Source organism: Bradyrhizobium sp. GW821-FHT13H06 (genome assembly GCF_058803975.1).
On record NZ_JBXAPN010000009.1, the window covers coordinates 175042 to 197097 of the forward strand.

The following is a 22056-nucleotide window of genomic DNA, read 5'->3' on the forward strand; positions in this document are numbered from 1 at the left end:
TTAGGCAATGACCCTTCTGGCTGGAGCCTCCATACTACTCTTCTTCGTCTGGCTGGGGCTGTTCAGGTCGGCGATCCTCATTTGTCTTGCCTTCCTTTTGTTTACCTTCGCATGGCGGACGATCTCGTCGCTCTATATCGATCTCACGGGGCCCGTGTTCTCGTCCCAGCTTGAGATGTTCATTGGACCCGGCGTCATGACGGTGTTCCAGTCGATCGCGTATTTTCTGACGCTTCTTCCTTTCCTCTGGGTCTTCAATTCGAGGGCGCTCGATGAATGGGCACGGGCGGCTCCAACTCCCGGACTGCCTGCGTCCCAATCTCAACTGACCCTTTCGGACGTCACGTTCTACGCGTCCGTCCTCTTCTTGATCTTGCTTTTCGGTGCCCTGATTCAGGGAGGTGTCATTCCGCTGTTTGCCAAGATCGAGCGTTGGACCTTCAACGAACAGGCCAGCTTCCTCCATCGCCTGGTGGTCGAGCGAGGCGACATGCTCTGCTTCTGGTGGGGGACCATGTTTGTGGCCGAGCGATTGCGACGCCAGCGATACGATTACCGCTTCGTGGGTTTGCTGGCCGTCCTCACCTTCTACATGTTTCTCGCAGGCGGGCGCTTCTCGCCGTTCTACCGATATTGTGCGTTCTTTGTCATACCGTTTTCCGCGGTGCTGATCGTTCAGGCGCGAGATCTCGGGAGCGCAAGTTTGTTCAGCTTGCTGCCCCGGGTTAGCGACCGCCGCATCGTGCTGGCCGGCACCGGCGTCATTGTGCTGATCGCCATGATGATTGCATTCGCGCTCTATTGGAATCTGACCAGGGTCCGAGGGTTCGAAGGTCAGGCGGCGCTGGATGCTTTTGTCGAGCGCGTTCTGGTGCAGCCCTCGGAGATAGGATGGGCGTCCTATCAACGCGTTCTGGTCAACGGAGATTGGGACGCGCGCCACGCCTTCGATTTCCTGTTCGACCGCCCCATCGTTGCGGGACGGAACACGACCCCGCAGCTTCTGATGTCCGAAACCATTGGTGAGCCGCGGACGACGGAACACATCACAGGCGGTTTTCAGTTCGCGGGCGGATTTCCCGAAATTTTCTTCGAACTGTTTGGTCCTTATTTCGGCTGGATCTTCCTGCTGGGGGCCGGTTGGCTCACTGCGCTCCTCTCAGCTGTCATGATCCGGTCGATCATCGCCGAACGATATGTGACGGCGGCTCTATCTTTTTACGTGCTGTACGGCATCTACGTGATGTACATCGGCGGCATGCTGAACTTTGTCGCGACGCCGACATATTGGGTGAAGATTGCTGCGCTGTTTGCGGCAATCATTATCGAGGAGCGGGCGCCCATTCTACCGTGGGTGCTGGCCGACAGGACTCGATTGTTTCGCCGCTTTGTGGTGGGACGTCGGCAATTGCCCTAACATAGCCCGCAATTCTGCCAAGCAACGAGCAAATGGCGATCTTCAATCTCGGTTCGATGGATCGGCCGGACGGCCGATGATCAGGGAGCCAAGCGTGAACAGATCCTCTTCGGAGAAGCCTCTGAAGCATGGTGCCAATCGTTCCAAAATATGCCGCTCCGGCGGCCGGCGATCGGGCCGATCGCTGAGTAGCTCAAACCCGGCCTCTCTAAATAGTTTCAGATACTCGCTGTGGCGCAAACGATTGACGTATTGGAAGCGCGACTGGAAGGGCGCCCAATCCTCCTCGGAATAGGTCAGAAAGTTGAACGAGCTGATGGACGGATCGAAGCCTTTGAAGTGGTCGCCATAGTCGATCTGCATGAGGACCAGTCCATCAGGACGGATGATGCGTCGCAGCTCCTTCAAGATCGCCGCGATGTCATCCTTGGGAATGTGTTCGAGCGTTTCGACGGAGACCGCGCAGTCGATCGAACCGGCCGGCAGGCCTGTCGTCCGGGCATCGGCTGGCGCGCGATAGTCGATCCTCCAGGAACGTTCGAGGTCGTCTAGGGAATTGATATCGGGGTGGCTGGTGCCGCTGAGTCTGGAAATGACGGCGGCATTGGAGCGGATCAACTCCAGCTTGGCCAAGCGCGCGATGTCGGCCGTGATGAAGCGCTGCGCTCCATGCGCGCTGAAGGCGAGCGGAATGATCAGATCGCGCCCGGTGCCGAACTCGAAGCAGGTCGAATCCCGTAGCGGCCGTAGACTGTACGCTTCGTGAACGCCCAGCAGCCGCTGCGCGAGCGTGTAGACGGATTTGACCTGCTTCTCGGGCCGCGGCAGCCGCCGTGTGACGTAGCGCTGCAGGGCGTAGTGGATGTCTTCGCCGAACGGGATGCTCGACAGCACCGAGAATGCTCGCGCCTTTGTCTGCCAGCGCACGTCACCGATTCCTCGGCTGAAAGGACGCCGTGGTTGGAGTGGCGCTGACGAACGGTCGTTGAAGCATGCTGGGTGTCCAGGGTGGGCCCTGATCCGGCTGTTCAGGCAGGGATCAAGTCGCATAGCCAGCTTGGTTATATGGGAGCGGCAGGCGCAACGCAAGGTTGCGGGGCGGGCTCGGGGGCAAGTCCGACCGAGGTCGAAGTGCCTCTTTTCCGGCTACGTCGCGGCCGCAGAGACAGGTTGCCCTCCAAGCTGCTGACATGCTCGTGGCGAGCCGTGTCTTCGGAACAGCTCGGCGTGGCGCGCCATTCCCGGTTGATTCAACGGTCGGCTGAGCGTAAACAGACGCTCAAATTACGTCGACGTTTCAGCATGCGGGCCGGAAAATCGCGTATGGTTTGTCGAAAGCTGCCGGTCGATTTGGTCTGTGCCGGTCCATTGCTCTCCCGCCGAGTCTTAATCGAATGTCCGGTGAACTGCAGATCGGAGAGGCCGTCGCGAGAGGTTATCCGCCCGCCGTGCTCTACCTGCGCAACGACGAGACCGTCACGACGCAAGTCTGCGCATTCAACTACTTCTCGATCTTTATGAATGATCATCCGGAAGTGGATGCGCATGTCTGGCTCTTCGACGGAGCGGGCACGCAGGCCGGGTATTTCCACAGGGAGCTCGGCATCAACGGACAGCTGCAGTTGCAGACTTCGGAGCTGTGTCCGCAGGTTTCGGGAACGGTGGCGATGGCGCTGGTCCCGAAGCACGAGACCAAGCTTCGTCCCGGACGGAAGGTGACCACCGGCTACTATGCACAATATTTCTCGCAGCACGGTGCGGTGACATTGTCACACGAGCGCGAACCCGTGGCGGCGGCGCCGTTCCCGACCTCGGCCTGGATGCAATCCTATCTTACGCGATTCCTGAAGGAGTCCGGCGTGGTGCTCGTGAACTCCTGCATGGCGCCCGAGGGCGTCTCGGTTGGGACCGCCCGGCTCATGGCCCTGGATGGCACTGCATTGGGCCAGCGCGCGCTGCCGGAGATCGCGCCGATGGGAGCCGTCCGCATCAGCACGCTTGATCTTTTCCCCGAGGCTGAAAGGTTGATCGGCGCAGCCGAAGGTTTCGCTCTGGAGTTCAAGGGCACCAACATCGCCAGCCCTTTCAGCTATTATGAGTTTGCCAACGGCAAATTCAGCTTGCATCATTTTTAGGGGCGCGTCCGTGACACGTTTCTCGTCCAGTCCCTGGAAGCCCTACGAGCCCAGATTCATGTTCCCGACCTTTGCGGGTGTCGAGTCGCGCATGGGTTTCTCGATCCCTGCTTGGTATCGCCCCGTCGACATCAGGTATCTCCGCAGCCTCGTCGCCGGCAGCCTGCGCAAGAATTTCCGCGAAACAGTCAAGGATCTCGTTCCCGAGCTCGCCAGCCTGGTTGCCTCGGGCTTCAGCAAGAAGCTCAGGTTCAAGCTGCACATCCTGTCCCGCGACGGCGAGTACCGTGCGACCTACGAGTTTCCGGACAATTATGCGCCGGGTTCCTCCGTCGAGATCGAGCTGTCGCGTCTTTTCGCCTCGCTCAAGCTGCCACAGGAGGATTATCTGGTCATCGCCGTGATGTCGCGCGGGCGTATGGACGGCTTCCGATCCTCGCCTGCCAGCTATTCGATGACCTATGTCGATCAGGATAACGTCGCGATCTATCGCACCGGAGCCTTTGCCCGGCCCTTGAACGAAGGCAGACTCAAGGCGCATATCGGGTTCACCGGGATCAATCCGAAGATCATTGCGACCAGCGACATCGTCAGCAGTCTGATGCTGATCAATCACTCCTCCGATCCCGAATATGCTCATGCGGCGCGGCCGACATCGAAGCTGATCCGCGAGGATGGCGAGCAGATCGAGGCCGATTTCGGCGAGATTCCGCCGCTCGGGGCGCGCGAGATGTCGGTCGTCGACATGTTCGGCAGTCGGGTGTTCGACTTCCTAAAGCCGTTCGGCGGCCGCGGATCCACCGTCACGACCTGCGTAGGCGTCACGCTCGCGAGTCTGCATCTACAGCGCACGAACGATAACCGGCGAACACTGCTGGGCATCGAGCATTCGCGGCCAGCGCATATGAACCTCGCCGGTATTTTGCAGCATTAGGGAAATCGATCATCGGAGCGCAGGGCAGTGTTGTCTCGCCTCCGTTACGAACGATAGTGCCGCCGCTACCACACGCTTCTCCCGCCGTCGATCACCAGGTTCTGCCCGGTCATGTAGCTCGAGGCATCGGAGCAGAGGAACTGCACCGCAGCGCGGTACTCGTCGACATCGGCCATGCGAGCCATGGGGATCAGGCGCGTCAGTCGCTCGACGAAGGCGGGATCCTGGTTGTTGAAGACGCCGCCGGGCGAGATCGCGTTGACGCGGACGCCGTGGCCGGCCCAATAGGTCGCCAGATATTTCGTCAGCCCGATCAGGCCGTGCTTGATCACCGAGTAAGTCACCGGTTTCACCGGCTGCTCCTCCTCGCGTGTCACCTGTGGCTGGCGGTAGATTCGCTGGTCCGGCGCGATCACGCCGAGATCGGAGGCGATGTTGAGGATCACGCCGCGACCGCGTTTGGCCATCGCGCCACCGAACACCTGCGCGCACAGCATAGCACCGGTCAGGCCCACGGCGATCTCGGTCTGCCATTGCGGCACCGGAAACGCCTCGAAGCGGGAAGAATGCATCACGCCGGGTGCGGAGGTCACCTTGGGGTCGATCGCCGCGTTGTTGACGAGGATGTCGATGGAGACGCCGCGGCCGGAAAGTTGCTCGTTTGCAGCCCGCACCGAGTCAAGTGAGGTGACGTCGATCGCAAGCGCGATCAGGTCGGCGGACGGCGTGTTCTGCTTGAGCGCGGCAACGGCTGCTTCGGCCTGCGCAAGCCCGACGTCGGTGACGACGACGCGCGCACCCGCTTCCGAAAGCGCGGCGACATGCTGCCGCCCGAGCAGGCCGCCTGCGCCGGTCACGAGAGCGGTGCGGCCGGTCAGGTCATAGCGTGAGGACGGGCTTGCCATCGGAGGCTCCTGTTCAGCTACGCAACTGGCCGCCGTCGGCGACCATCACGCTGCCGGTGATGAATGAAGCGCGGGGCGAGACGAGAAAGGCGACGAGGTCGGCGATCTCTTCCGGCTTGCCCAGCCGGCGCAGCGCCACGTCGCGGACGAGCATCTCCTCGACCGCAGCGCTGTCCTCGGCGAGCTTGCGCGCCCAGGTGCCGTCTGCGGCCAGGATGTTGCCCGGTGCCACCGCATTGATGCGGATACCTTCGAGCGCCAGCGGCCGGGCCAGGCCGCGCACGGTCGCATTCAGCGCGGCTTTTGCGGCGTAGTAGGTGACGGGCGCGCCAAGCGCCGCCATGCCCGCGATCGAAGAGATGCAGACGATGGCCCGGTCGCCGCTGCCGCGCGCCATCAACGGCCGGGCGGCCTCGACCACGTTGGTCGTAGCGAAGAGATTGAGGTCCATTATCCGCGACCACTCCGCGGTGGTTTCCTTCCCGGGAGGTACGGAAGCTCCGCTGCCGACGTTACAGACGAGAATGTCGAGGCGCCCCCACTGCCGTTCGACCTCCTGCACCAGCGTCGCCGCGGCAGCCGGATCGGTGACATCGGCCACGTGTACCGATGTGCTCCCGCCGACCGCGGCCCGTGCGGCATCCAGCGCATTTGTGCCGCGCGCGGCGAGCGCGACCTTGGCACCTTCCGCTGCGAGCGTCGTTGCGATCGCAAGCCCGATCCCACGGCTGGCGCCGGTGACGAGGGCGACGCGATCGTTCAGCTCGAGCTTCATCGCGCTGCGTCCTCGATCCAGCGAACCGTCATGTCGCGATATTTCGCCAGCGCACCGGCGTGATCGCCGTCGCCGGCTCGCGCGGTCTGCAGGATGTATTGTCCCTTGTAGCCGGAGCGCTCGATCAGACGGATCGTCTTCGCCAGGTCAGCATTGCCGGTGCCGAGCGGCACGGTGGTGCCGCCCCTGAGACGGTCCTTCACATGCACGTTGAGAATGCGCGGCGCGTAGGCATCGATCTCCTCGGCGCTGTCGTAGCCGAGCGAAGCGCTGTTGCCGCTGTCGTAGTTGATGCCGAAGACCTCCGCCGGAAATGCCTCCATGAACCGGGCAAGCTCGCGCGGGGGCAGATCGGACTCGAAGACGATCCTGATATTGCGCCTCGCAAGTGTCTCCGAACGCGCGAGCAGCACGCGCTTCAACGTATCGCTCTCGCTCTGTCGCTCGATCTTGCCGTTGTCGACCAGCGGGATCACGACGAATTCGATGCCGATCCGGCTGCAGGCGGCGATCAGGAGGTCGAGGTCGGCGACGAGCGCGTCGCGTACGACGGCATCGACCTTCCAGAACGGCGCCTGCATGAAGCAATCGCCGGTCAGGCTCGGGATGCGCACGCCGTTCTCGCGCGACAGTGTCAGAATCTCCTCTTGTCCCGGCTCGGTCATCAGCGGGTTCTCCCTCAGCCGCTCCTGATCGATGGTCCATTCCATTCGCGTCAGGCCGAGTGCCTTGGCGCGGGGAAACTCCTCGCGCCATTCATTCCACGGGAACGCCTGGATCTTGCCGTCGACCAGTGCCGACAGGCGTCCCTGCATGAAGCCGATGCGTTGCAATGTTGCGGTCACGATGTGCTATCCGAGCTGATGGCGAGGCCCTTGGTGGTCCAGCCCCCATCGACGAAGATTTCCTGGCCGGTCACGTAGGCGGAGGCGTCCGACGCCAGGAAGATGGCGGCGCCGATCATGTCGGCGGGCTGCCCCCAGCGGCCGAGCATGGTGTGGCGGCGCCTCGCCTCGTGCATGACCGGATCGGCAAAGCTCTTCGCGGTCATCTCGGTAGCGACATAGCCCGGAGCAAGCGCGTTGACGCGGATGCCGTCGGATGCGTAGTCGGCAGCGAGTGCCCGCGTCAGCCCGGCAAGGCCCGCCTTCGCCGCCACGTAGCCGGGATTGCCGGGAAAGCCTCGGATCGAGTTGATGCTGGTGACGTTGACGATTGCGGCCGAGCCGGCGTTCTTCAGGAGCGGATAGGCGGCGAGGATGGTGGCGTAGACGCCGGTAAGATCGGTTGCCACCGTGGCGCGGAAGCGCGCGAGCTCGCTTTCGGCGCTCTGGGCCGGAAGACTGATGCCGGCGGCATTCACGAGCGCGTCGATGCGTTCGGCTTTTGCCGCAATGGCGCGGAACGCGTTGTCGATCGCTTCATCGTCGGAGAGATCGCAGGCAATGGCAGTGACGCCCTGCGGCGCGGTCCCGGACCGGCTGAGGCCGAACACCGTGGCACCCGCACCCTGCAAGCCGCTGGCAATCGCTGCGCCAATACCTCGCGAGGCGCCGGTGACCACCGCGATCTTGCCTGCGAGAGAGAAGGCGCTGAGCTCAGGCATAGCCGTAACTGCGCATGATGGCGGCGCAAAGCTTGACGTCCTCGGGACGATCGATCTGGAACATCTTGTGACGCTCCATCACGTGGAAGCCGATCTTGCCGCCGAGACGATTGTTCTGCTCGCGCAGGAGGGATGGGATCAGGACGTAGAACGAGCCGTTCTCGAGGTAGCGCTTCTCGATCTGCTGCCGCATGCGGCGGTTGCGATAGTCGTAATTGATCGGCTCCGGTCCGCTCGCGCCGATCCGCCAGTTGAAGTAATCCTCGACCTCGCAGACCGAAAGCAGGCTATCGAGATGGTCGCGATCGAAGGTTGCAAGCGCGTTCTCGATGTCGCCCGGCTCGCGGATCGGCGATGTGGCCTGAAGTGCGACGATGCGCTCGAACCGTCCCATGCTCGCCTCGGTCGCATCGAGGGCATGCAGCCAGGCGGATTCGGAGGAGGCGAGGTCACCCGAAATGTCATCCGGACGCCGCACGCCGACGGCGCCGGCGGCCTCGGCCGCGGCCAGGATATTGTCACTGTCCGACGAGACCGCCACCACGTCGACGCCGCGTGCGGCGCGCGCCTGCTCGACCGTCCAGGCGATCAGCGGCTTGCCGCAGAGATCGAGCAGGTTCTTGTGCGGGATGCCCTTGGAGCCGCCGCGCGCGGCGATCACGGCCAGCGTCTTGCGCGCCATCAGATGTGTCCCTCGAGACGCTCGAGCGCGGTCCAGAAGCCTTCGCCCATGTTCTTGTGGCCCTGCCATATCTCGGGAATGAATGACGCCGTCGGCGCATGCTTGCGCAGCACCTGTCCGATCTCGTCGAAATCGATCTCGCCTTCGCCGATCTGGAGTCCTTCGCCGTCGAGCCCCTTGGCATCGCCGAAATGCAGATGTGCAGTGTGCGGCCCGAGCTGGGCGAGGCCTTGTGCAAAGTCGAAGCCGAAATGATTGGCGGCGAGCTTGGTGTGGGAGATGTCGACGCACATGCGCAGATCATGCTTGGCGCAGAATGCGGCCGACTCCTCCGGGAAGATGAAGATGTTCTGATGACGCTGGCCGCCGAAATGCCAGGGGAACGGCGCCATGGTCTGCGGCGTCAGCTCAACGCCGTCCATGTCGAGTTCGGTCAAGCTCTGCGCAAAGATGCGATAGCGCTCGGCCTTCTCCTCCGGCGGCAGCGGCTCGTCCATGGTGAAGCCGCCGATATTGGCGACGATGGGCGGGCGCTTGGTCTTGGGAAAGAACTTCTTGAGGCCGCGGGTGATGTCGATCACCGCTTGCGTCTGCTCCAGCGAGTAGCGCCGCAGCGCCTCGTCGGGGGTTGCAAGATCCATCAGCTTGGAGCCGGCAAACAGCTCCGGCGCATGCACGACGAAGCCGAGATCATAGGTACCGGAGAGATAGGCCGCGGGATCGCGCTCCATGTCGCTGTAGCTGAGGTGGAATTCGATGATGTCGGGGTCGCAGATCTCCAGGAAGCGCGCGGTATCGTGATAACGCACCGGCACACCCCAGGGCCGGTCGAAACGGTAGCGCCGTGCCTTCGCGACGCCTTCGTCGAGGTCGCTCTGGAAGAAATAGTCGTCCGCCGCCATCGTCCGCGTCAGCCTGCGGCCGAGCAGCGCCGGCATCTTCAACGGCGACAGGCCCTGTCCCGGGCTCTTCACGGCGATGTCGCTCTCGGTGATCATCGTACCGGCCGGAAGGTCGCGCGCGGCCACCAGGCTCTTGGCGAGGTTCTCGCGGTTGATGAGCTCGCCCTGGCTCAGCGCGCGTTCCGCGAGCTTCTCGCCGCGCGCCGCCTCGACCTCGCGGATGCCGGAGACGAGCGCCTTGAATTCCTCCGGCTCCAGGCTCGCGGCATGGTCCGGACCTTCCATCTCGCGGTCGAGCGTGATGTGGCGTTCGATGATCACCGCGCCGAGCGCGACAGCGGCCGTCGAAACGGCGATGCCGCGCTCATGTCCGGAATAGCCGACGACCGGATGAATCTCGCGCAGCGTCTCCATGAAACGCAGGTGGATGTTGTGGAGCGCTGCCGGATAGGTGCTCTGGCAATGCAGGAGCGCGTAGCTGGCATTGCGGTCGTCGAGGAATTTCGCCGCGGCCTTGATCTCGTCCGTCGTGCTCATGCCGGTCGAGACGATCAGCGTCTTGCCGGTGGCGGTGAGGCGAGCGAGCAGCGGCAGGTTGGTGAGGTCGGCCGAGGCGATCTTGTAGGCCTGCACGCCGAAGCCTTCGAGCACGGCGACGCTCTTCGCGTCCCAGGGCGTGCAGAGGTACTCGATACCCTTGGCTGCGCAGTACTCGGCGATCTTCTTTTGCTGCGCGGTCGGCAGCTCGAAGCGGCGAAGGAGATCGAGCGTATATTCGACGGCAAGGTCGTCGTCCTTCCCGGACAGGCTCGATGCGCGATAGACTTCGTCCAGCTTGCGCATCTGGAATTTCGCGCAATCTGCCCCGGCCGCGACCGCGGCATCGACCAGCGCAATGGCGCGGTCGAAGTCGCCATTGTGGTTGTTGCCGATTTCGGCGATGACGTAGCAGGGTTCGCCTTCGCCCAGAAGACGGTTGCCAATGCGGACCGGAGCAGACTGTTTGGGCGATGTCATCAACATTCTCGTCTCATATGCGTCAGGCGAGCCGTGCGGGAACGCGCGACTTCCACGTCCGCAGCCCGTTCTCTTCGAACATGATGCGCGAACAGCGATGCCCCTGCTGTTCCAGCGCCGCGATGAGCTGGTAGCGCTCGAACGGACGTACGAAGAACAGGAAATAACCGCCGCCGCCGGCGCCCAGGAGCTTACCGCCGACTGCGCCGTGCTGCTTGGCGAAATCATAGATCGCGTCGATCGCGTCCGACGAGATCTTCGAGCTCAGCTTCCGTTTGGCGTGCCAGGCCTCGTCGATCAGCCGGCCGCATTCCAGGAGCTGGCCGCGCAGCAGATGCCGCCTTATGTCGCGCGTCACTTCCTTTTGCTTGGCAGCGGCGGCGACGGCGTCGCTGGTCTCGTGCTGAGCCTTCTGGTCGCGGTGAATGGCGCCGGAATCGCGGCCGGAGCCGGTGTAGCAGAGCACCAGGCTCTCCTCGAGCTCGGCGATGATGTTGGGATCGAGACGAAGCGGCACGATGGTGTTCTGGTCGGAGAAGAACTCCATGTGATTGAAGCCGCCGAACACGGTGGCGTACTGATCCTGCCAGCCGCCGGGAATGTTGAGCATCAGCCGCTCGGCCTGGAAGGCCATCTCCGCGATCTCGTGGCGGTCCCACTGATCGCCCCGGAATTCGTTGAAGCAACCGATGATGGCGGAGGTGACCACAGCGGAGCCGCCGAGGCCGGAGCCGACCGGGAAGTCGGCGGAGACTTCGAGCTCGAATCCATAAGTCGGCTTGATCAGGCGCACGACCGACTTGATCAGCGCGAGATCTCCGCCCGTTCCGAGTTCTGCGAGACTGTCGGCCTCGACCGTGCGGCGGAAATCGTGCGAGTAGATCCTGATGCTGGGATCGCTCCGGCGCCGCAGCGTCGCGTGAGCGTACATCTTGATCGTGGCGCTGATGACCGCGCCGCCGTCATTCGCCACGAAGTAATGCGTCAGGTCGGTGCCGCCGCCGGAGAAGCTGATCCGCACCGGCGATCGGGCACGCGCGAACACCTCGCTCTCTTCCGAGAGGTTGAACAGCTCGCGGCTGAATACGTCGACCAGCCGTCCCTCGCCATCGAGGATCGGCACCACGTGCACGCGCTGGTCGAGCAGCTTCAGGATCTGCTCGCGCGGGCCGCCGGTCGGCGCCCAGACGAAGTTGCGATTGATGCAGGACGCGACCCGGTCCTGGATCGTGATGCCGGTCAGCATGCGCCTGCGGATGTCACCGTCCGTCACGGCGCCGACGATTCGTCCGCTCGCGTCCTGTGCGAACAGGATGCCGAGCATATTCGCATTCAGGCGCCGGAAGGCTTCCTCAATGGTCTCGGTCTCGGCGATGGTGACGAGGGTCGGTTCAAGCACGTTTTGGATCCGGAAGGGGCCAATTCCAGGCCATATTGTAGCAGCGGTTGGTAATACGGGAGCCGCGGGGACGATGCAAGGTTCCTGCGCCCCCGGGGCACTACGCGAAAACGGCGCTTGTCAAGCGCTTCGGCCACGAAGCGCCCGTTTATAGTGGCCACGGCTCTTAGTGAAGGCGCACGTTAACGGGTCGACACGAGATGAATGTTGGAATCAGCTCGTGGATTAAGTGCGGAAACACCGCGCCATGCCGCTGCGCGCCGGCGAGTTGGTCGCAGCCGCGGAAGGAATGCGCTTCGCACATCCGGGGTGTCCATGCGGACACCAGTCCGCTTAACTGTCGCCTGTTCGTTGCGTTCGCGAGAGCGATCTTGCCGTCGACGTCGGTCGACGTTACCGCTCGTCCGCGATCACCTTGCCGTCGTTAGGCAGCGTGCCGGGACTGACCAGTTCGACGCTTCCGCCGAGTTTCGTCACTGCGCGCAGGCTGGCTGCGATCTCATCACGCAGGGCATCGTTCGCGGCCGCCGTTTCCGCACGCAGCGTCATCGCGTCGGCCTCGCCCTGGCGTGTGACGACGAGGCGCAATCTTCCGAGTGCGGAATGGCGCGTGCCGATCTCGGCGATCTGCTCGGGCCGGACGAACATGCCCTTGACCTTGGTGGTCTGGTCGGCGCGGCCCATCCAGCCCTTGATGCGCATGTTCGTGCGCCCGCATGGGCTCGTGCCGGGTAGGGCCGCGGTGAGGTCGCCGAGGGCGAGCCGGATCCAGGGATGGTGCGGATCGAGCGAGGTCACGACGATCTCGCCGACGTCGCCCGGCGCAACCGGATCTCCGGTGCCGGGCTTGACGATCTCCAGGATCAGGTCCTCGTTCACGACCATGCCCTCGCGCGCCTCGGTCTCGAACGCGATGAGGCCGAGATCGGCGGTGCCGAAGGCCTGGTAGGCGTCGATGCCGCGCGCCTTGATCTCGGCCTGGAGCGAGGGCGGGAACGCGGCGCCCGAGACCAGCGCGCGCTTGATCGAGGAGATGTCGCGCCCGGAGCTTGCTGCGGCGTCGAGCAGGATCTTCAGGAAATCCGGCGTGCCGCTGTAGCCAACCGGGCGATAGGCCTCGATCAGCTCGAATTGCTGTTCCGTATTGCCGGGGCCGGCCGGGATGACCGCGCAGCCGAGTGCGCGTGCGGAGGCGTCGAAGATGAAGCCGCCGGGGGTGAGATGGTAGCTGAAGGTATTGAGGACGATATCGTCAGGACGGAACCCGGCCGCGAACAGCGCCCTCGCGCCGCGCCAGGGATCTCCTTGCCGTCCTTCCGGCTCGAAGATCGGGCCGGGGGAGGTGAAGAGGCGGGCGAACGAGCCGGGAGGCCCCGCCACGAGGCCGCCGAAAGGCGCAAAGGCCTTATGCAGAGCGGGCAGCTCCGATTTGCGCAACACCGGCAGGCCCGCCAGGGCCGCCCGGGAGGTCACGGCGGCGGGATCGCAGCCTTTGAGCCGCTCGGCATAGGCCGGAGCGGCCATCGCAGCTCGCAGCACCCCTGGCAGGCGGGAGAACAGGTCGGCCTCGCGCGCTGCCTGTTCACGGGTTTCGCGGGCGTCGTAGTGGGCGGTCATGGCTGTTCTTTCCGTGTTGGCATCCGTTGCGCGCCGCCACCAGCATGGGTATCAGACCGCCATTGGTGAGGCCTAGAGAGGACCCGATGGCGGACGAAGGAATCATTGCGGCGGACGAGGCGTCGAACGTCATCGCGCGCCTGAAGCGCTGCATGATCGACGAGGCGCTGCCGCTGTGGTCGACGGTCGGCTGGGATCAGGCTGCGGGCGGTTTCATCGACCGGCTGCACCGCGACGGCACGGCCGACGCGGCCGCGCCCCGGCGCGTGTTCGTGCAGGCGCGCCAGATCTGGTGCTACGCCAAGGCGGCGCAGATGGGATGGTATCCTGAGGGGCGTGGCATCGCGCTGAAGGGGCTGGAGCATCTGCTGTCCAGAGCGAAGGCGCCCGACGGCCGGCCCGGCTACGTGCACCGGCTGACGCCCGAGGGAGCGGTGCTGGATGCCCGGCGCGATGCCTATGACCACGCCTTCGTCCTCTTTGCGCTCGCGGCCGTCTACGCCCTCGACCAGGACGCGCAGGTTCGCGCCGAGATCGATGCGCTGCTCGCCTTCCTCGACGGCCATCTGCGCTCGCCGCATGGCGGCGTTCACGAAGGCCTTCCAATCTCGCTGCCGCGCCGGCAGAACCCGCACATGCATCTGTTCGAGGCGATGATCGCGTGCTTCGAGGCGACCCACGATCTGTCGTTTCAGAACCGCGCCGGAGAATTCTTCGCACTGTTCCTGGCCAATCTCTACGACAAGCAGAAGCGCATCCTGACCGAGTACTTCGAGGAAGACTGGTCGAAGATCGAGCCCGTCAGCGTCGAGCCCGGTCACCAGGCGGAATGGGTCTGGCTGCTGAAGGGTTTCGAGCGCATCACGGGCTGCCCGACCGCGCCGCGGCGTGCCGAACTGCTGTCGACCGCGCTGCGCTATCGCGACGAGGTTACGGGCTGCCTGATCGACGAGGGGGACGACGTCGGCAACATCCGCCGCAGCACGCGCCGGCTGTGGCCGCAGACCGAGATCGCGAAGGCGTGGATCGCGCAAGCCGAGTCCGGCGAGGCGGGGGCGGCGGATGAGGCGCGCGCGGCGCTGGTGCGGCTCGAACGGCATTATCTCAGCCATCCCGTGAAGGGCGGCTGGTACGACCAGTTCGATCGCGACGGCAAATCGCTGATCGACATCATTCCTGCGTCGTCGTTCTATCATGTTCTCTGCGCGGTCACGGAAGCGGAGCAGGTGCTTGAGAGTTGAAGCTCTTTTGTATCGACGCGTTTTCTTCACGCGAACCGGTTCCCGCTTCGCTTGAAAACGCTACAGCCAGCGCTTGCGCCGCTTGAAGCTCTTGAGGTTCTTGAAGCTCTTGCGCTGGTCGCCGGCGCCGCCGAGATAGAATTCCTTGACGTCCTCGTTGTCGCGCAAGTCGTCCGCGCTGCCGTCGAGCACGACCTTGCCCTGTTCCATGATGTAGCCGTGGCTTGCGACCGAGAGCGCAGCGCGCGCGTTCTGCTCGACCAGCAGAATGGTGACGCCGAGGTCGCGGTTGATCTTCTGGATGATCGAGAACACCTCTTTCACCAGCAGCGGCGACAAGCCCATCGAAGGCTCATCCATCAAGATCATCTTGGGGCGCGCCATCAGGGCCCGGCCGATCGCGAGCATCTGCTGCTCACCGCCGGAGAGATAGCCGGCAAGGCCAGTGCGCTCCTTCAGGCGCGGAAAGTAGTTGAAGACCATGTCGAGGTCGGAATCGACCTCGCGGTCCCTGCGGGTGAAGGCGCCGAGCTTGAGGTTCTCCAGCGACGTCATGTCGGCGACGATGCGCCGGCCCTCCATCACCTGGAAGATGCCGCGGCGCACGATCTTGTCGGGGTCGATGCCGTTGATCCGCTCGCCTTCGAACAGGATCTCGCCGCGCGTGACCTCACCGTCTTCGGTCTTGAGCAACCCGGAGATTGCCTTCAGCGTCGTCGACTTGCCGGCGCCGTTGGCGCCCAGGAGCGCCACGATCGCGCCTTTCGGCACGTCGAGGCTGAGGCCGCGCAGCACCAGGATGACGTCGTCGTAGACGACCTCGATGTTGCGCACGGCGAGGAGCGGCGGGGCGGGGACGATGCTGGGGGAGGGACGCTCGATCTGGGCCGTTTCACTCATGATCAGCTACTTTCTCGGTGTCGTCACCCGCGAAGGCGGGTGACCCAGTATTCCAGAGACGCCTGACGTTCCCCGAAAGGCTGCGGCGTACTGGATCCCCCGCCTTCGCGGGGGATGACAGTTCTGGGCTCGGCAAATGCTCGGCTCACCACCCCAGCAATTCCGGCTTGCGCGGCAGCTCGACGGTCTTGACCTTCTCGAGCTTGATCGTGCCCTTGGCCATGAGGTCGTTGAGGTCGCCGTCGGTCGCGCCTGAGACCTTGGTACGGTAGAGGTCGACCTTGAGCGTGCCGCGATGGTCCTTCTCGGTCCAGGTCGAGGCATTGCAGACGCCTTCCATCCCGGCCGGCACCCAGTCTTTCTTCTGGTGGAAGCCCTTGGCGACGTTCTCGCCGGTGGCGCCGCCGTTCTTGGCGGCCCACTCGATCGCCTCCTTCATGTAGAGCGACGAGCAGACGGCCGCGACGTAATGCACGGGGCGATAGACCTTGCCGGTGGGATCGGACATCTTCGAGATCTCCATCACCGTCTTCATGCCGGGCGCATCGCCGCCCCAGCTCACCGCGGTGCGCAGCGGGAAGATCACGCCATTGGCCGCATCGCCCGCGGTCTTGGCCGCATTCTCGTCCATGCCCCAGACGTTGCCGAGGAACTGGATCTCGACGCCGGCGGTCTTGCAGGCCTTCATCACCGAGATGTTGGAGGCGGCGGTGTTGCCGAGATAGGCGTAGTTGGCGCCCGAGGATTTCAGGCTCAGGCACTGTGCGCTGTAGTCACCCGGCGTGAGCGCGAACACCAGCGGCGGAAGCACCTCGAAGCCGAGCTCCTGCGCCATGGCTTCACCGGCGGCCTTCGGCGCGTTCGGATAGGGATGGTTGGCGCCCATGTGCACGAATTTCGGCTTGCCGGGCTTGCCCTTGGCCTTCCAGTCCTCGGCCGCCCACATCAGCATCGCGCGCAGCGCGTCCGAATAGCTCGGGCCATAGAAGAAATTGTAGGGCGCGGGCTTGGCCTTGCCGCTGACGCCCTCGGGATCGGTGAGTGCGGCGGCATAGGAGGCGGACATGTCGGGGATCTTGTCCTGAGCGAGGAAGCCGGTCAGCGCCTCGGTGTCGGCGGTGCCCCAACCCATGATCGCGGCGACCTTGTTGTCCGGCGCCGACCACTTCTTGTAGAGCGCGATTGCGCGCGGCACCTGGTAGCCATAGTCGTTGGTGTCGAGGTTGATCTGCTTGCCACCGATGCCGCCGTTCTTGTTGACCCAGGCGAACGTATCCGCGACGGCCTGGCCAAAGGGCGTGCCGACGTCCGAGGTGCCGCCGGAATAGTCGGCGAGATGCCCGATCGCGATCTGCGCCTGAGCGCTCGCCGAGAATGCGGCGATCGCAAGCACGAGCGATGCGGTGCTCAAAAGGGACTTCGTCGTCATGGGTCGGTTCCTCCTGTTTATTGTTTAAGTGAAGTTGCCCGCGCTCAATGCGAGAACGGGTAGAGTTTCCAATACGCCTTGATCTGCCGCCAACGATGCGCGAGCCCGTCGGGCTCGAACATCAGGAATGCGATGATGATCACCCCGATCGCGATCTCGCGCAGAAAGGTGATGTTGTTGTTGAGCGAGAGTGCCTGGTCGATCGCTCCGCCCTTCAGATGATGGCTCAGCCACTCCATCGATTCCGGCAGCAGCACCACGAAGGCGGTGCCCATCAGCGTGCCCATGATCGAGCCGGTGCCGCCGATGATGATCATCGCGAGGAACAGGATCGAACGCTCGATGCCGAAGCCCTCCTGCGACACCACGAGCTGGTAGTGCGCATAGAGCGCGCCGGCGATGCCGGCGAAGAAGGCGGCAAGCCCGAACGACAGCGTCCGGTACTTGGTGAGGTTGATGCCCATGATTTCGGCGGAGAGATAATGGTCGCGGATCGCCACCAGCGCGCGGCCGTCACGGGTGCGCATCAGATTGGTGACGAGGACGTAGCTCACGAGCACATAGGCCAGCACGACGTAGAAGTACTGCCTGTCGCCGCGCAGCGTATAGCCAAAGATCGAGAAAGGCGCGGCGCTCGCCGGCACCGAGCCGCCGGAGAACCATTCGGCGCGCGAGAAGAAGTCGAGCAGGATGTACTGCGCAGCCAGCGTCGCAATGACGAGGTAAAGACCCTTCAGCCGCGCAGCCGGAATGCCGAAGATCAGCCCGACCAGCGCGGTGACGACGCCGGCGAGCGGGATTGCGAAGAACACCGGGATCGGCGCGTTGTTGGAAATGTAGGCGGAGGTAAATGCGCCGAGCAGGAAGAAGGCGGCATGGCCGATCGAGATCTGGCCGGTGAAGCCGACCAGGATGTTGAGGCCGAGCGCCGCGATCGAGAAGATGCCGATCTGGATCAGGATGCTCAGCCAATAACCGCTGAAGAATTGCGGCGCCAGACACAGCAGAAGCGCGCCTGCGATGGCGAAGTTGCGGCTCGTCGCGGTCGGGAAGATTGTGGTGTCGGCCGCGTAGGAGGTGCGGAAATCACCAGCAGGAATGAGGGCAGGGCTGGCCATGGGTCAGATCCGTTCGATGTCGTGGGTGCCGAACAGCCCGTAGGGCTTGATCATCAGCACGATGATGAGGACGTAGAACGGCGCGATCTCGTAGAGATTGCCCCAGTGCAGGTACTCGCTGTCGATATATTGCGCGACGTTCTCGAGCAGTCCGATGATGATGCCGCCAAGCACGGCGCCGCCAACTGAATCCAGTCCGCCAAGGATCGCCGCCGGGAACACCTTGATGCCGTAGGCGGCAAGGCCCGAGGACACGCCGTTCACGACTGCGACGACGACGCCGGCGACCGCCGAGACCGTTGCCGAGATCGCCCAGGCCATCGCGAACACGCTCTTGACGGAGATGCCGAGCGACTGCGCAACCTGCTGGTTGAACGCGGTGGCGCGCATCGCCAGGCCGTATTTGGAGGCGCGGAAGAACCAGGCCATGCCGATCATCATCGCGACCGAGACGACGAGGCTCATGACATAGACGGTCTGGATCTGGAGCCCGAACAGGCTGACGGATTGGCTTTCGAACACCCGCGGGAACGGCTGCGGATTGACGCCGAACAGCCACTTCAGCGTCGCCTGCAACACTGTCGACAGGCCGATCGTGACCATGATCACCGAGATGATTGGCTCGCCGATCATCGGACGCAGGATGAGCACCTGGATCGCGATGCCGAACACGAACATGAATACCAGCGTGATCGGCATGCCGATCCAGAACGGCAGCTGGTATTTCGCCAGCAGCGCCCAGCACACCCATGCGCCGACCAGCAGCAGTTCCCCTTGCGCGAAATTGACGACCTGCGTCGCCTTGTAGATCAGCACGAACGACATCGCGACAACGCCATAGAGCGTGCCGACCACGAGGCCGTTGACCAGGAGCTGGATGAGAAAGGCGGTGTTCATGCAATGATGCTCGTTGACAAATTCGGCGCGCCCTTTCCCTCTCCCCTTGTGGGAGAGGGTGGCTTCGCGAAGCGAAGACGGGTGAGGGGTTCTCTCGGCAGCGAAGGCAGGGAGAGAGAACCCCTCACCCGAGCGAGCGTGTGGTCGGCTGCAGAGATGCCCTCTCCCACAAGGGGAGAGGGCGCATGGGCTGGCATCGCGCGCTCGGCCGGAAGGCTCATTCCGCCGCCTCCGCCATGTGCCCACGCACACCCAGGTCCACCACACGCAACGTGGTGCGTACCCGCTGCGTGGTGCCGTCCTGGAAGCGGATCATGGTGTCGACGGGAATATCCGCGACGCCGTGGTAGATGGCGTCGATGATGCCCTCATATTTCTCGTTGATGACGCTGCGGCGGACCTTTCTGGTCCGGGTGAGCTCGCCGTCGTCGGCATCGAGCTCCTTGTAGAGCAGCAGGAAGCGCGAGATGCGCTGGGCCGGCGGCAGCGTGGCATTGACGGTCTCGACCTCCTTCTGCAGCAGCGCGTAAACCTCGGGCCGCGAGGCGAGGTCGCTGTAGGTCGTGAACGAGAGCCGGTTCTTTTCCGCCCATTTCGAGATGATGGAATAGCGGATGCAGATCATTGCCGCGAGCGCGTCGCGGCTGGCGCCCAGCACCACGGCTTCCGCGATATAGGGCGAGAATTTCAGCTTGTTCTCGATGAATTGCGGCGAGAAGCGCTCGCCGCGCGAGGTCTCCGCGAGATCCTTGATGCGGTCGATGACGACGAGCTGCTGGTCGGCATTGAAATAGCCGGCATCGCCGGAGCACATCCAGCCGTCCTTGATGTCGGCGACGCTCGCCTCGGGATTCTTGTAGTAGCCGAGGAACATGTTGGGATGCCGCACCACAATCTCACCGACGCCGTGGACGTCGGCATTGTCGATGCGGATCTCGATGCTGTCGGCCATCGGCACGCCGGTCGTATCAGGGTCGACCTTGCCTTGGGGATGCAGCGTATAGGCCCCCAGCAGCTCGGTCTGGCCGTACAGCGTGCGCAGCGGCACGCCCATGGCCTGGAAGAATTTGAAGGTTTCCGGGCCGAGCGCTGCGCCGCCGGTCGCGGCCGACCGCAGGCGGGTGAAGCCGAGGCGGTCGCGCAGCGCGCGGAACAGGATCGCGTCGGCAAAGCCGGAGCGCTTGCCCTGTTCGAGTGCGGCGAGGCCGCTCTTCATGCCGATGTCGAACAGGCGCTGCTTGAAGGGCGTCGCATCCATCACCTTGGCGCGGACGTCGGCCGCGATCGATTCCCAGACCCGTGGGGCAAAGAGCACGAAGGTCGGTGCGATCTCGCGCAGATCGTTCATCATGGTGTCGGGCTCTTCGACGAAGTTGATCTTCATCCGGCACAAGAGGCCTTTGCCGAGCACGTAGACCTGCTCCATGATCCAGGGCAGCGGCAGCACCGATACGTATTCGTCATCGGGTCCCTTCGGATCGAAGGCGAGATAGGTCGCGCAATGGCCGAGCACGCGCCCGGCCGCGAGCATCGCGAGTTTCGGATGCGAGGTGGTGCCTGACGTCGTGCAGAGGATCGCGACGTCCTCGCCCTTGGTGGCATCGACCAGCCTGTCGTAGAGCTCCGGCTCCCGCGCAGCACGTGCCCGGCCGAGCTCGGCAAACTTCTCCGCCGACATCAGCCTCGGGTCGTCATATTTCCGCATCCCGCGCGGATCGGAATAGATGATGTGCTTCAGCTTGGGCGCGCGCTCGGCAAGGGTGAGAAGCTTGTCGACCTGCTCCTCGTCCTCGGCAAAGACGAGTTGCGCCTCGCCATAGTTGAGGAGATAGGAGGCCTCCTCGTCCAGCACGTCGCGATAGAGTCCGAGGCTCAGACCACCGATCGCGTGGGTCGCGACTTCCGCCGCGACCCAGTCGGGCCGATTGTCGCCGATGATGCCGATGACATCACCGCGGCCAAGGCCGAGCTCGACCAGGCCGAGCGCGAAATCGCGCACGCGGATCTGGTAGTCGTTCCAGGTGAAAATGCGCCAGAGCCCGAGATCCTTCTCCCGCAAAGCGATCTCGTTGCCGTGCTCCCTGGCATTGAGCCGTAGCATCTTCGGATAAGTGTCGGCCTGCGCGACCCGGCCTGCATAATCCATCATGCCGCGCTCTCCTGCGCCGGCGGCGCGTCGTCGGGATCGACCAGCACCTCGTCCTCCTCGCCGAGATAGGCGCGCTTGACGTGGGGATCGGCGAGCACGGTGGCCGGATCGCCTTCGGCGATCTTCTTGCCGAAATCCAGCACCATGACGCGATGGGAGATGTCCATCACCACGCCCATGTCGTGCTCGATCATCACCACCGTCATCCCGAACTCCTCGTTGAGATCGACGATGTAGCGGGCCATGTCCTCCTTCTCCTCGAAGTTCATGCCGGCCATGGGTTCGTCGAGGAGAATGAGACGGGGCTCCAGCGCCATGGCGCGCGCGAGCTCGACACGCTTGCGCAGGCCGTAGGAGAGCGTGCCCGCGGTCGCCTTGCGCACCGACTGCAGGTCGAGGAAGTCGATGATCTCCTCGACCTTGCGGCGGTGCTCGAGCTCTTCCTTGCGCGCGCCGGTGAGCCAATACAGCGAGCCCGTGAGGAAGTTGTTCTTCAGGAGGTGATGGCGGCCGACCATGATGTTGTCGAGCACGCTCATATGGTGGAACAGCGCCAGGTTCTGGAAGGTGCGGCCGATGCCGAGCGAAGCGCGGGCATTCGGCGGCAAACCGGTGATGTCGCGGCCTTGGTAGAAGAGCTGGCCTTCGGTCGGCTTGTAGCGGCCGGAAATACAGTTCACGATCGAGGTCTTGCCGGCGCCGTTGGGGCCGATGATCGAGAACAGCTCGCCCTCCCTAATGGCGAAGCCGACGTCGGTCAGCGCTCGAACACCGCCGAATCGCAAGGAGACGCCGCGCACTTCAAGACTGGTAGCCACCAAACGAATCCCTCCCGGTCATGGCGCATTTCAGCGGCGCTCTTCGTCCGTTCTGTCGAGCGATCCTAGTACGGCGGTGACGGTGAGGCCATGCATCAGATGGTCTCGACCGGAG

The 22056-nt window shown here is 63.8% G+C and carries 19 protein-coding genes; 4 read left to right on the top strand and 15 right to left on the bottom strand.

Going from position 1 to position 22056, the window contains the following annotated elements:
- Window positions 1-7: 7 nt before the first annotated feature.
- Window positions 8-1417: a DUF6418 domain-containing protein gene (locus tag AC1RQP_RS31115; protein WP_492940646.1), complete on the top strand. Its 1410-nt coding sequence runs from the start codon at window positions 8-10 to the stop codon at window positions 1415-1417.
- A gap of 42 nt (window positions 1418-1459) precedes the next feature.
- Here the strand turns inward: AC1RQP_RS31115 and AC1RQP_RS31120 are convergent, their stop codons facing one another.
- A complete protein-coding gene (locus AC1RQP_RS31120; RefSeq protein ID WP_492940648.1) occupies window positions 1460-2467 on the bottom strand; it encodes a class I SAM-dependent methyltransferase in 1008 nt (335 codons plus the stop codon).
- Between the two features lie 278 nt (window positions 2468-2745).
- Here AC1RQP_RS31120 and AC1RQP_RS31125 point away from each other — a divergent pair, with 278 nt between their 5' ends.
- Together AC1RQP_RS31125 and AC1RQP_RS31130 are read left to right on the top strand one after the other, a co-directional pair.
- Complete coding sequence (locus AC1RQP_RS31125) at window positions 2746-3552, top strand: hypothetical protein (protein WP_492940650.1); 807 nt, start codon at window positions 2746-2748, stop codon at window positions 3550-3552.
- 10 nt (window positions 3553-3562) lie between these two features.
- A complete protein-coding gene (locus AC1RQP_RS31130) occupies window positions 3563-4486 on the top strand; it encodes a hypothetical protein (protein WP_492940652.1) in 924 nt (307 codons plus the stop codon).
- A 65-nt stretch (window positions 4487-4551) separates the two neighbouring features.
- Here the strand turns inward: AC1RQP_RS31130 and AC1RQP_RS31135 are convergent, their stop codons facing one another.
- The 8 genes from AC1RQP_RS31135 to AC1RQP_RS31170 all read right to left on the bottom strand — a co-directional run bounded on the left by AC1RQP_RS31135 (window position 4552) and on the right by AC1RQP_RS31170 (window position 13389).
- Window positions 4552-5391 (bottom strand): SDR family oxidoreductase, encoded by an 840-nt coding sequence (locus AC1RQP_RS31135; protein ID WP_492940654.1) that lies wholly within the window; start codon window positions 5389-5391, stop codon window positions 4552-4554.
- A 13-nt stretch (window positions 5392-5404) separates the two neighbouring features.
- Complete coding sequence (locus tag AC1RQP_RS31140; RefSeq protein ID WP_492940656.1) at window positions 5405-6166, bottom strand: SDR family NAD(P)-dependent oxidoreductase; 762 nt, start codon at window positions 6164-6166, stop codon at window positions 5405-5407.
- A complete protein-coding gene (locus AC1RQP_RS31145) occupies window positions 6163-7011 on the bottom strand; it encodes a sugar phosphate isomerase/epimerase family protein (RefSeq protein WP_492940658.1) in 849 nt (282 codons plus the stop codon). The genes AC1RQP_RS31140 and AC1RQP_RS31145 overlap by 4 nt, the downstream gene beginning before the upstream one ends.
- The gene (locus tag AC1RQP_RS31150) at window positions 7008-7772 is read right to left on the bottom strand and encodes an SDR family oxidoreductase (protein WP_239625290.1); all 765 of its coding nucleotides are present in this window, start codon (window positions 7770-7772) and stop codon (window positions 7008-7010) included. Before AC1RQP_RS31150 ends, AC1RQP_RS31145 begins: the two co-directional genes overlap by 4 nt.
- Entirely contained in the window at window positions 7765-8454 is a 690-nt protein-coding gene (locus tag AC1RQP_RS31155) for an acylneuraminate cytidylyltransferase family protein (RefSeq protein ID WP_239625288.1), read from the bottom strand. The genes AC1RQP_RS31150 and AC1RQP_RS31155 overlap by 8 nt, the downstream gene beginning before the upstream one ends.
- Complete coding sequence (locus tag AC1RQP_RS31160) at window positions 8454-10373, bottom strand: N-acetylneuraminate synthase family protein (RefSeq protein ID WP_492940660.1); 1920 nt, start codon at window positions 10371-10373, stop codon at window positions 8454-8456. The genes AC1RQP_RS31155 and AC1RQP_RS31160 overlap by 1 nt, the downstream gene beginning before the upstream one ends.
- A gap of 22 nt (window positions 10374-10395) precedes the next feature.
- Window positions 10396-11772 (bottom strand): GHMP family kinase ATP-binding protein, encoded by a 1377-nt coding sequence (locus AC1RQP_RS31165; protein ID WP_492940662.1) that lies wholly within the window; start codon window positions 11770-11772, stop codon window positions 10396-10398.
- A 393-nt stretch (window positions 11773-12165) separates the two neighbouring features.
- Complete coding sequence (locus AC1RQP_RS31170; protein ID WP_492940664.1) at window positions 12166-13389, bottom strand: phenylacetate--CoA ligase family protein; 1224 nt, start codon at window positions 13387-13389, stop codon at window positions 12166-12168.
- 86 nt (window positions 13390-13475) lie between these two features.
- Here AC1RQP_RS31170 and AC1RQP_RS31175 point away from each other — a divergent pair, with 86 nt between their 5' ends.
- The gene (locus AC1RQP_RS31175; RefSeq protein ID WP_492940666.1) at window positions 13476-14630 is read left to right on the top strand and encodes an AGE family epimerase/isomerase; all 1155 of its coding nucleotides are present in this window, start codon (window positions 13476-13478) and stop codon (window positions 14628-14630) included.
- A gap of 60 nt (window positions 14631-14690) precedes the next feature.
- On the opposite strand, the gene AC1RQP_RS31180 is transcribed toward AC1RQP_RS31175, so the two are convergent.
- The 6 genes from AC1RQP_RS31180 to AC1RQP_RS31205 form a co-directional block, all read right to left on the bottom strand.
- Window positions 14691-15530, bottom strand: coding sequence for an ABC transporter ATP-binding protein (locus tag AC1RQP_RS31180; protein WP_239625278.1), 840 nt, complete (start codon window positions 15528-15530; stop codon window positions 14691-14693).
- Between the two features lie 145 nt (window positions 15531-15675).
- The gene (locus AC1RQP_RS31185) at window positions 15676-16959 is read right to left on the bottom strand and encodes an ABC transporter substrate-binding protein (protein ID WP_492940668.1); all 1284 of its coding nucleotides are present in this window, start codon (window positions 16957-16959) and stop codon (window positions 15676-15678) included.
- A 44-nt stretch (window positions 16960-17003) separates the two neighbouring features.
- Complete coding sequence (locus AC1RQP_RS31190) at window positions 17004-18077, bottom strand: branched-chain amino acid ABC transporter permease (RefSeq protein WP_492940670.1); 1074 nt, start codon at window positions 18075-18077, stop codon at window positions 17004-17006.
- A gap of 3 nt (window positions 18078-18080) precedes the next feature.
- A complete protein-coding gene (locus AC1RQP_RS31195) occupies window positions 18081-18974 on the bottom strand; it encodes a branched-chain amino acid ABC transporter permease (RefSeq protein WP_239625274.1) in 894 nt (297 codons plus the stop codon).
- Between the two features lie 217 nt (window positions 18975-19191).
- Entirely contained in the window at window positions 19192-21123 is a 1932-nt protein-coding gene (locus AC1RQP_RS31200; protein WP_492940672.1) for a long-chain fatty acid--CoA ligase, read from the bottom strand.
- Window positions 21120-21941, bottom strand: a complete 822-nt coding sequence (locus tag AC1RQP_RS31205; RefSeq protein ID WP_492940674.1) for an ABC transporter ATP-binding protein — start codon at window positions 21939-21941, stop codon at window positions 21120-21122. The genes AC1RQP_RS31200 and AC1RQP_RS31205 overlap by 4 nt, the downstream gene beginning before the upstream one ends.
- Between the last annotated feature and the right edge of the window lie 115 nt (window positions 21942-22056).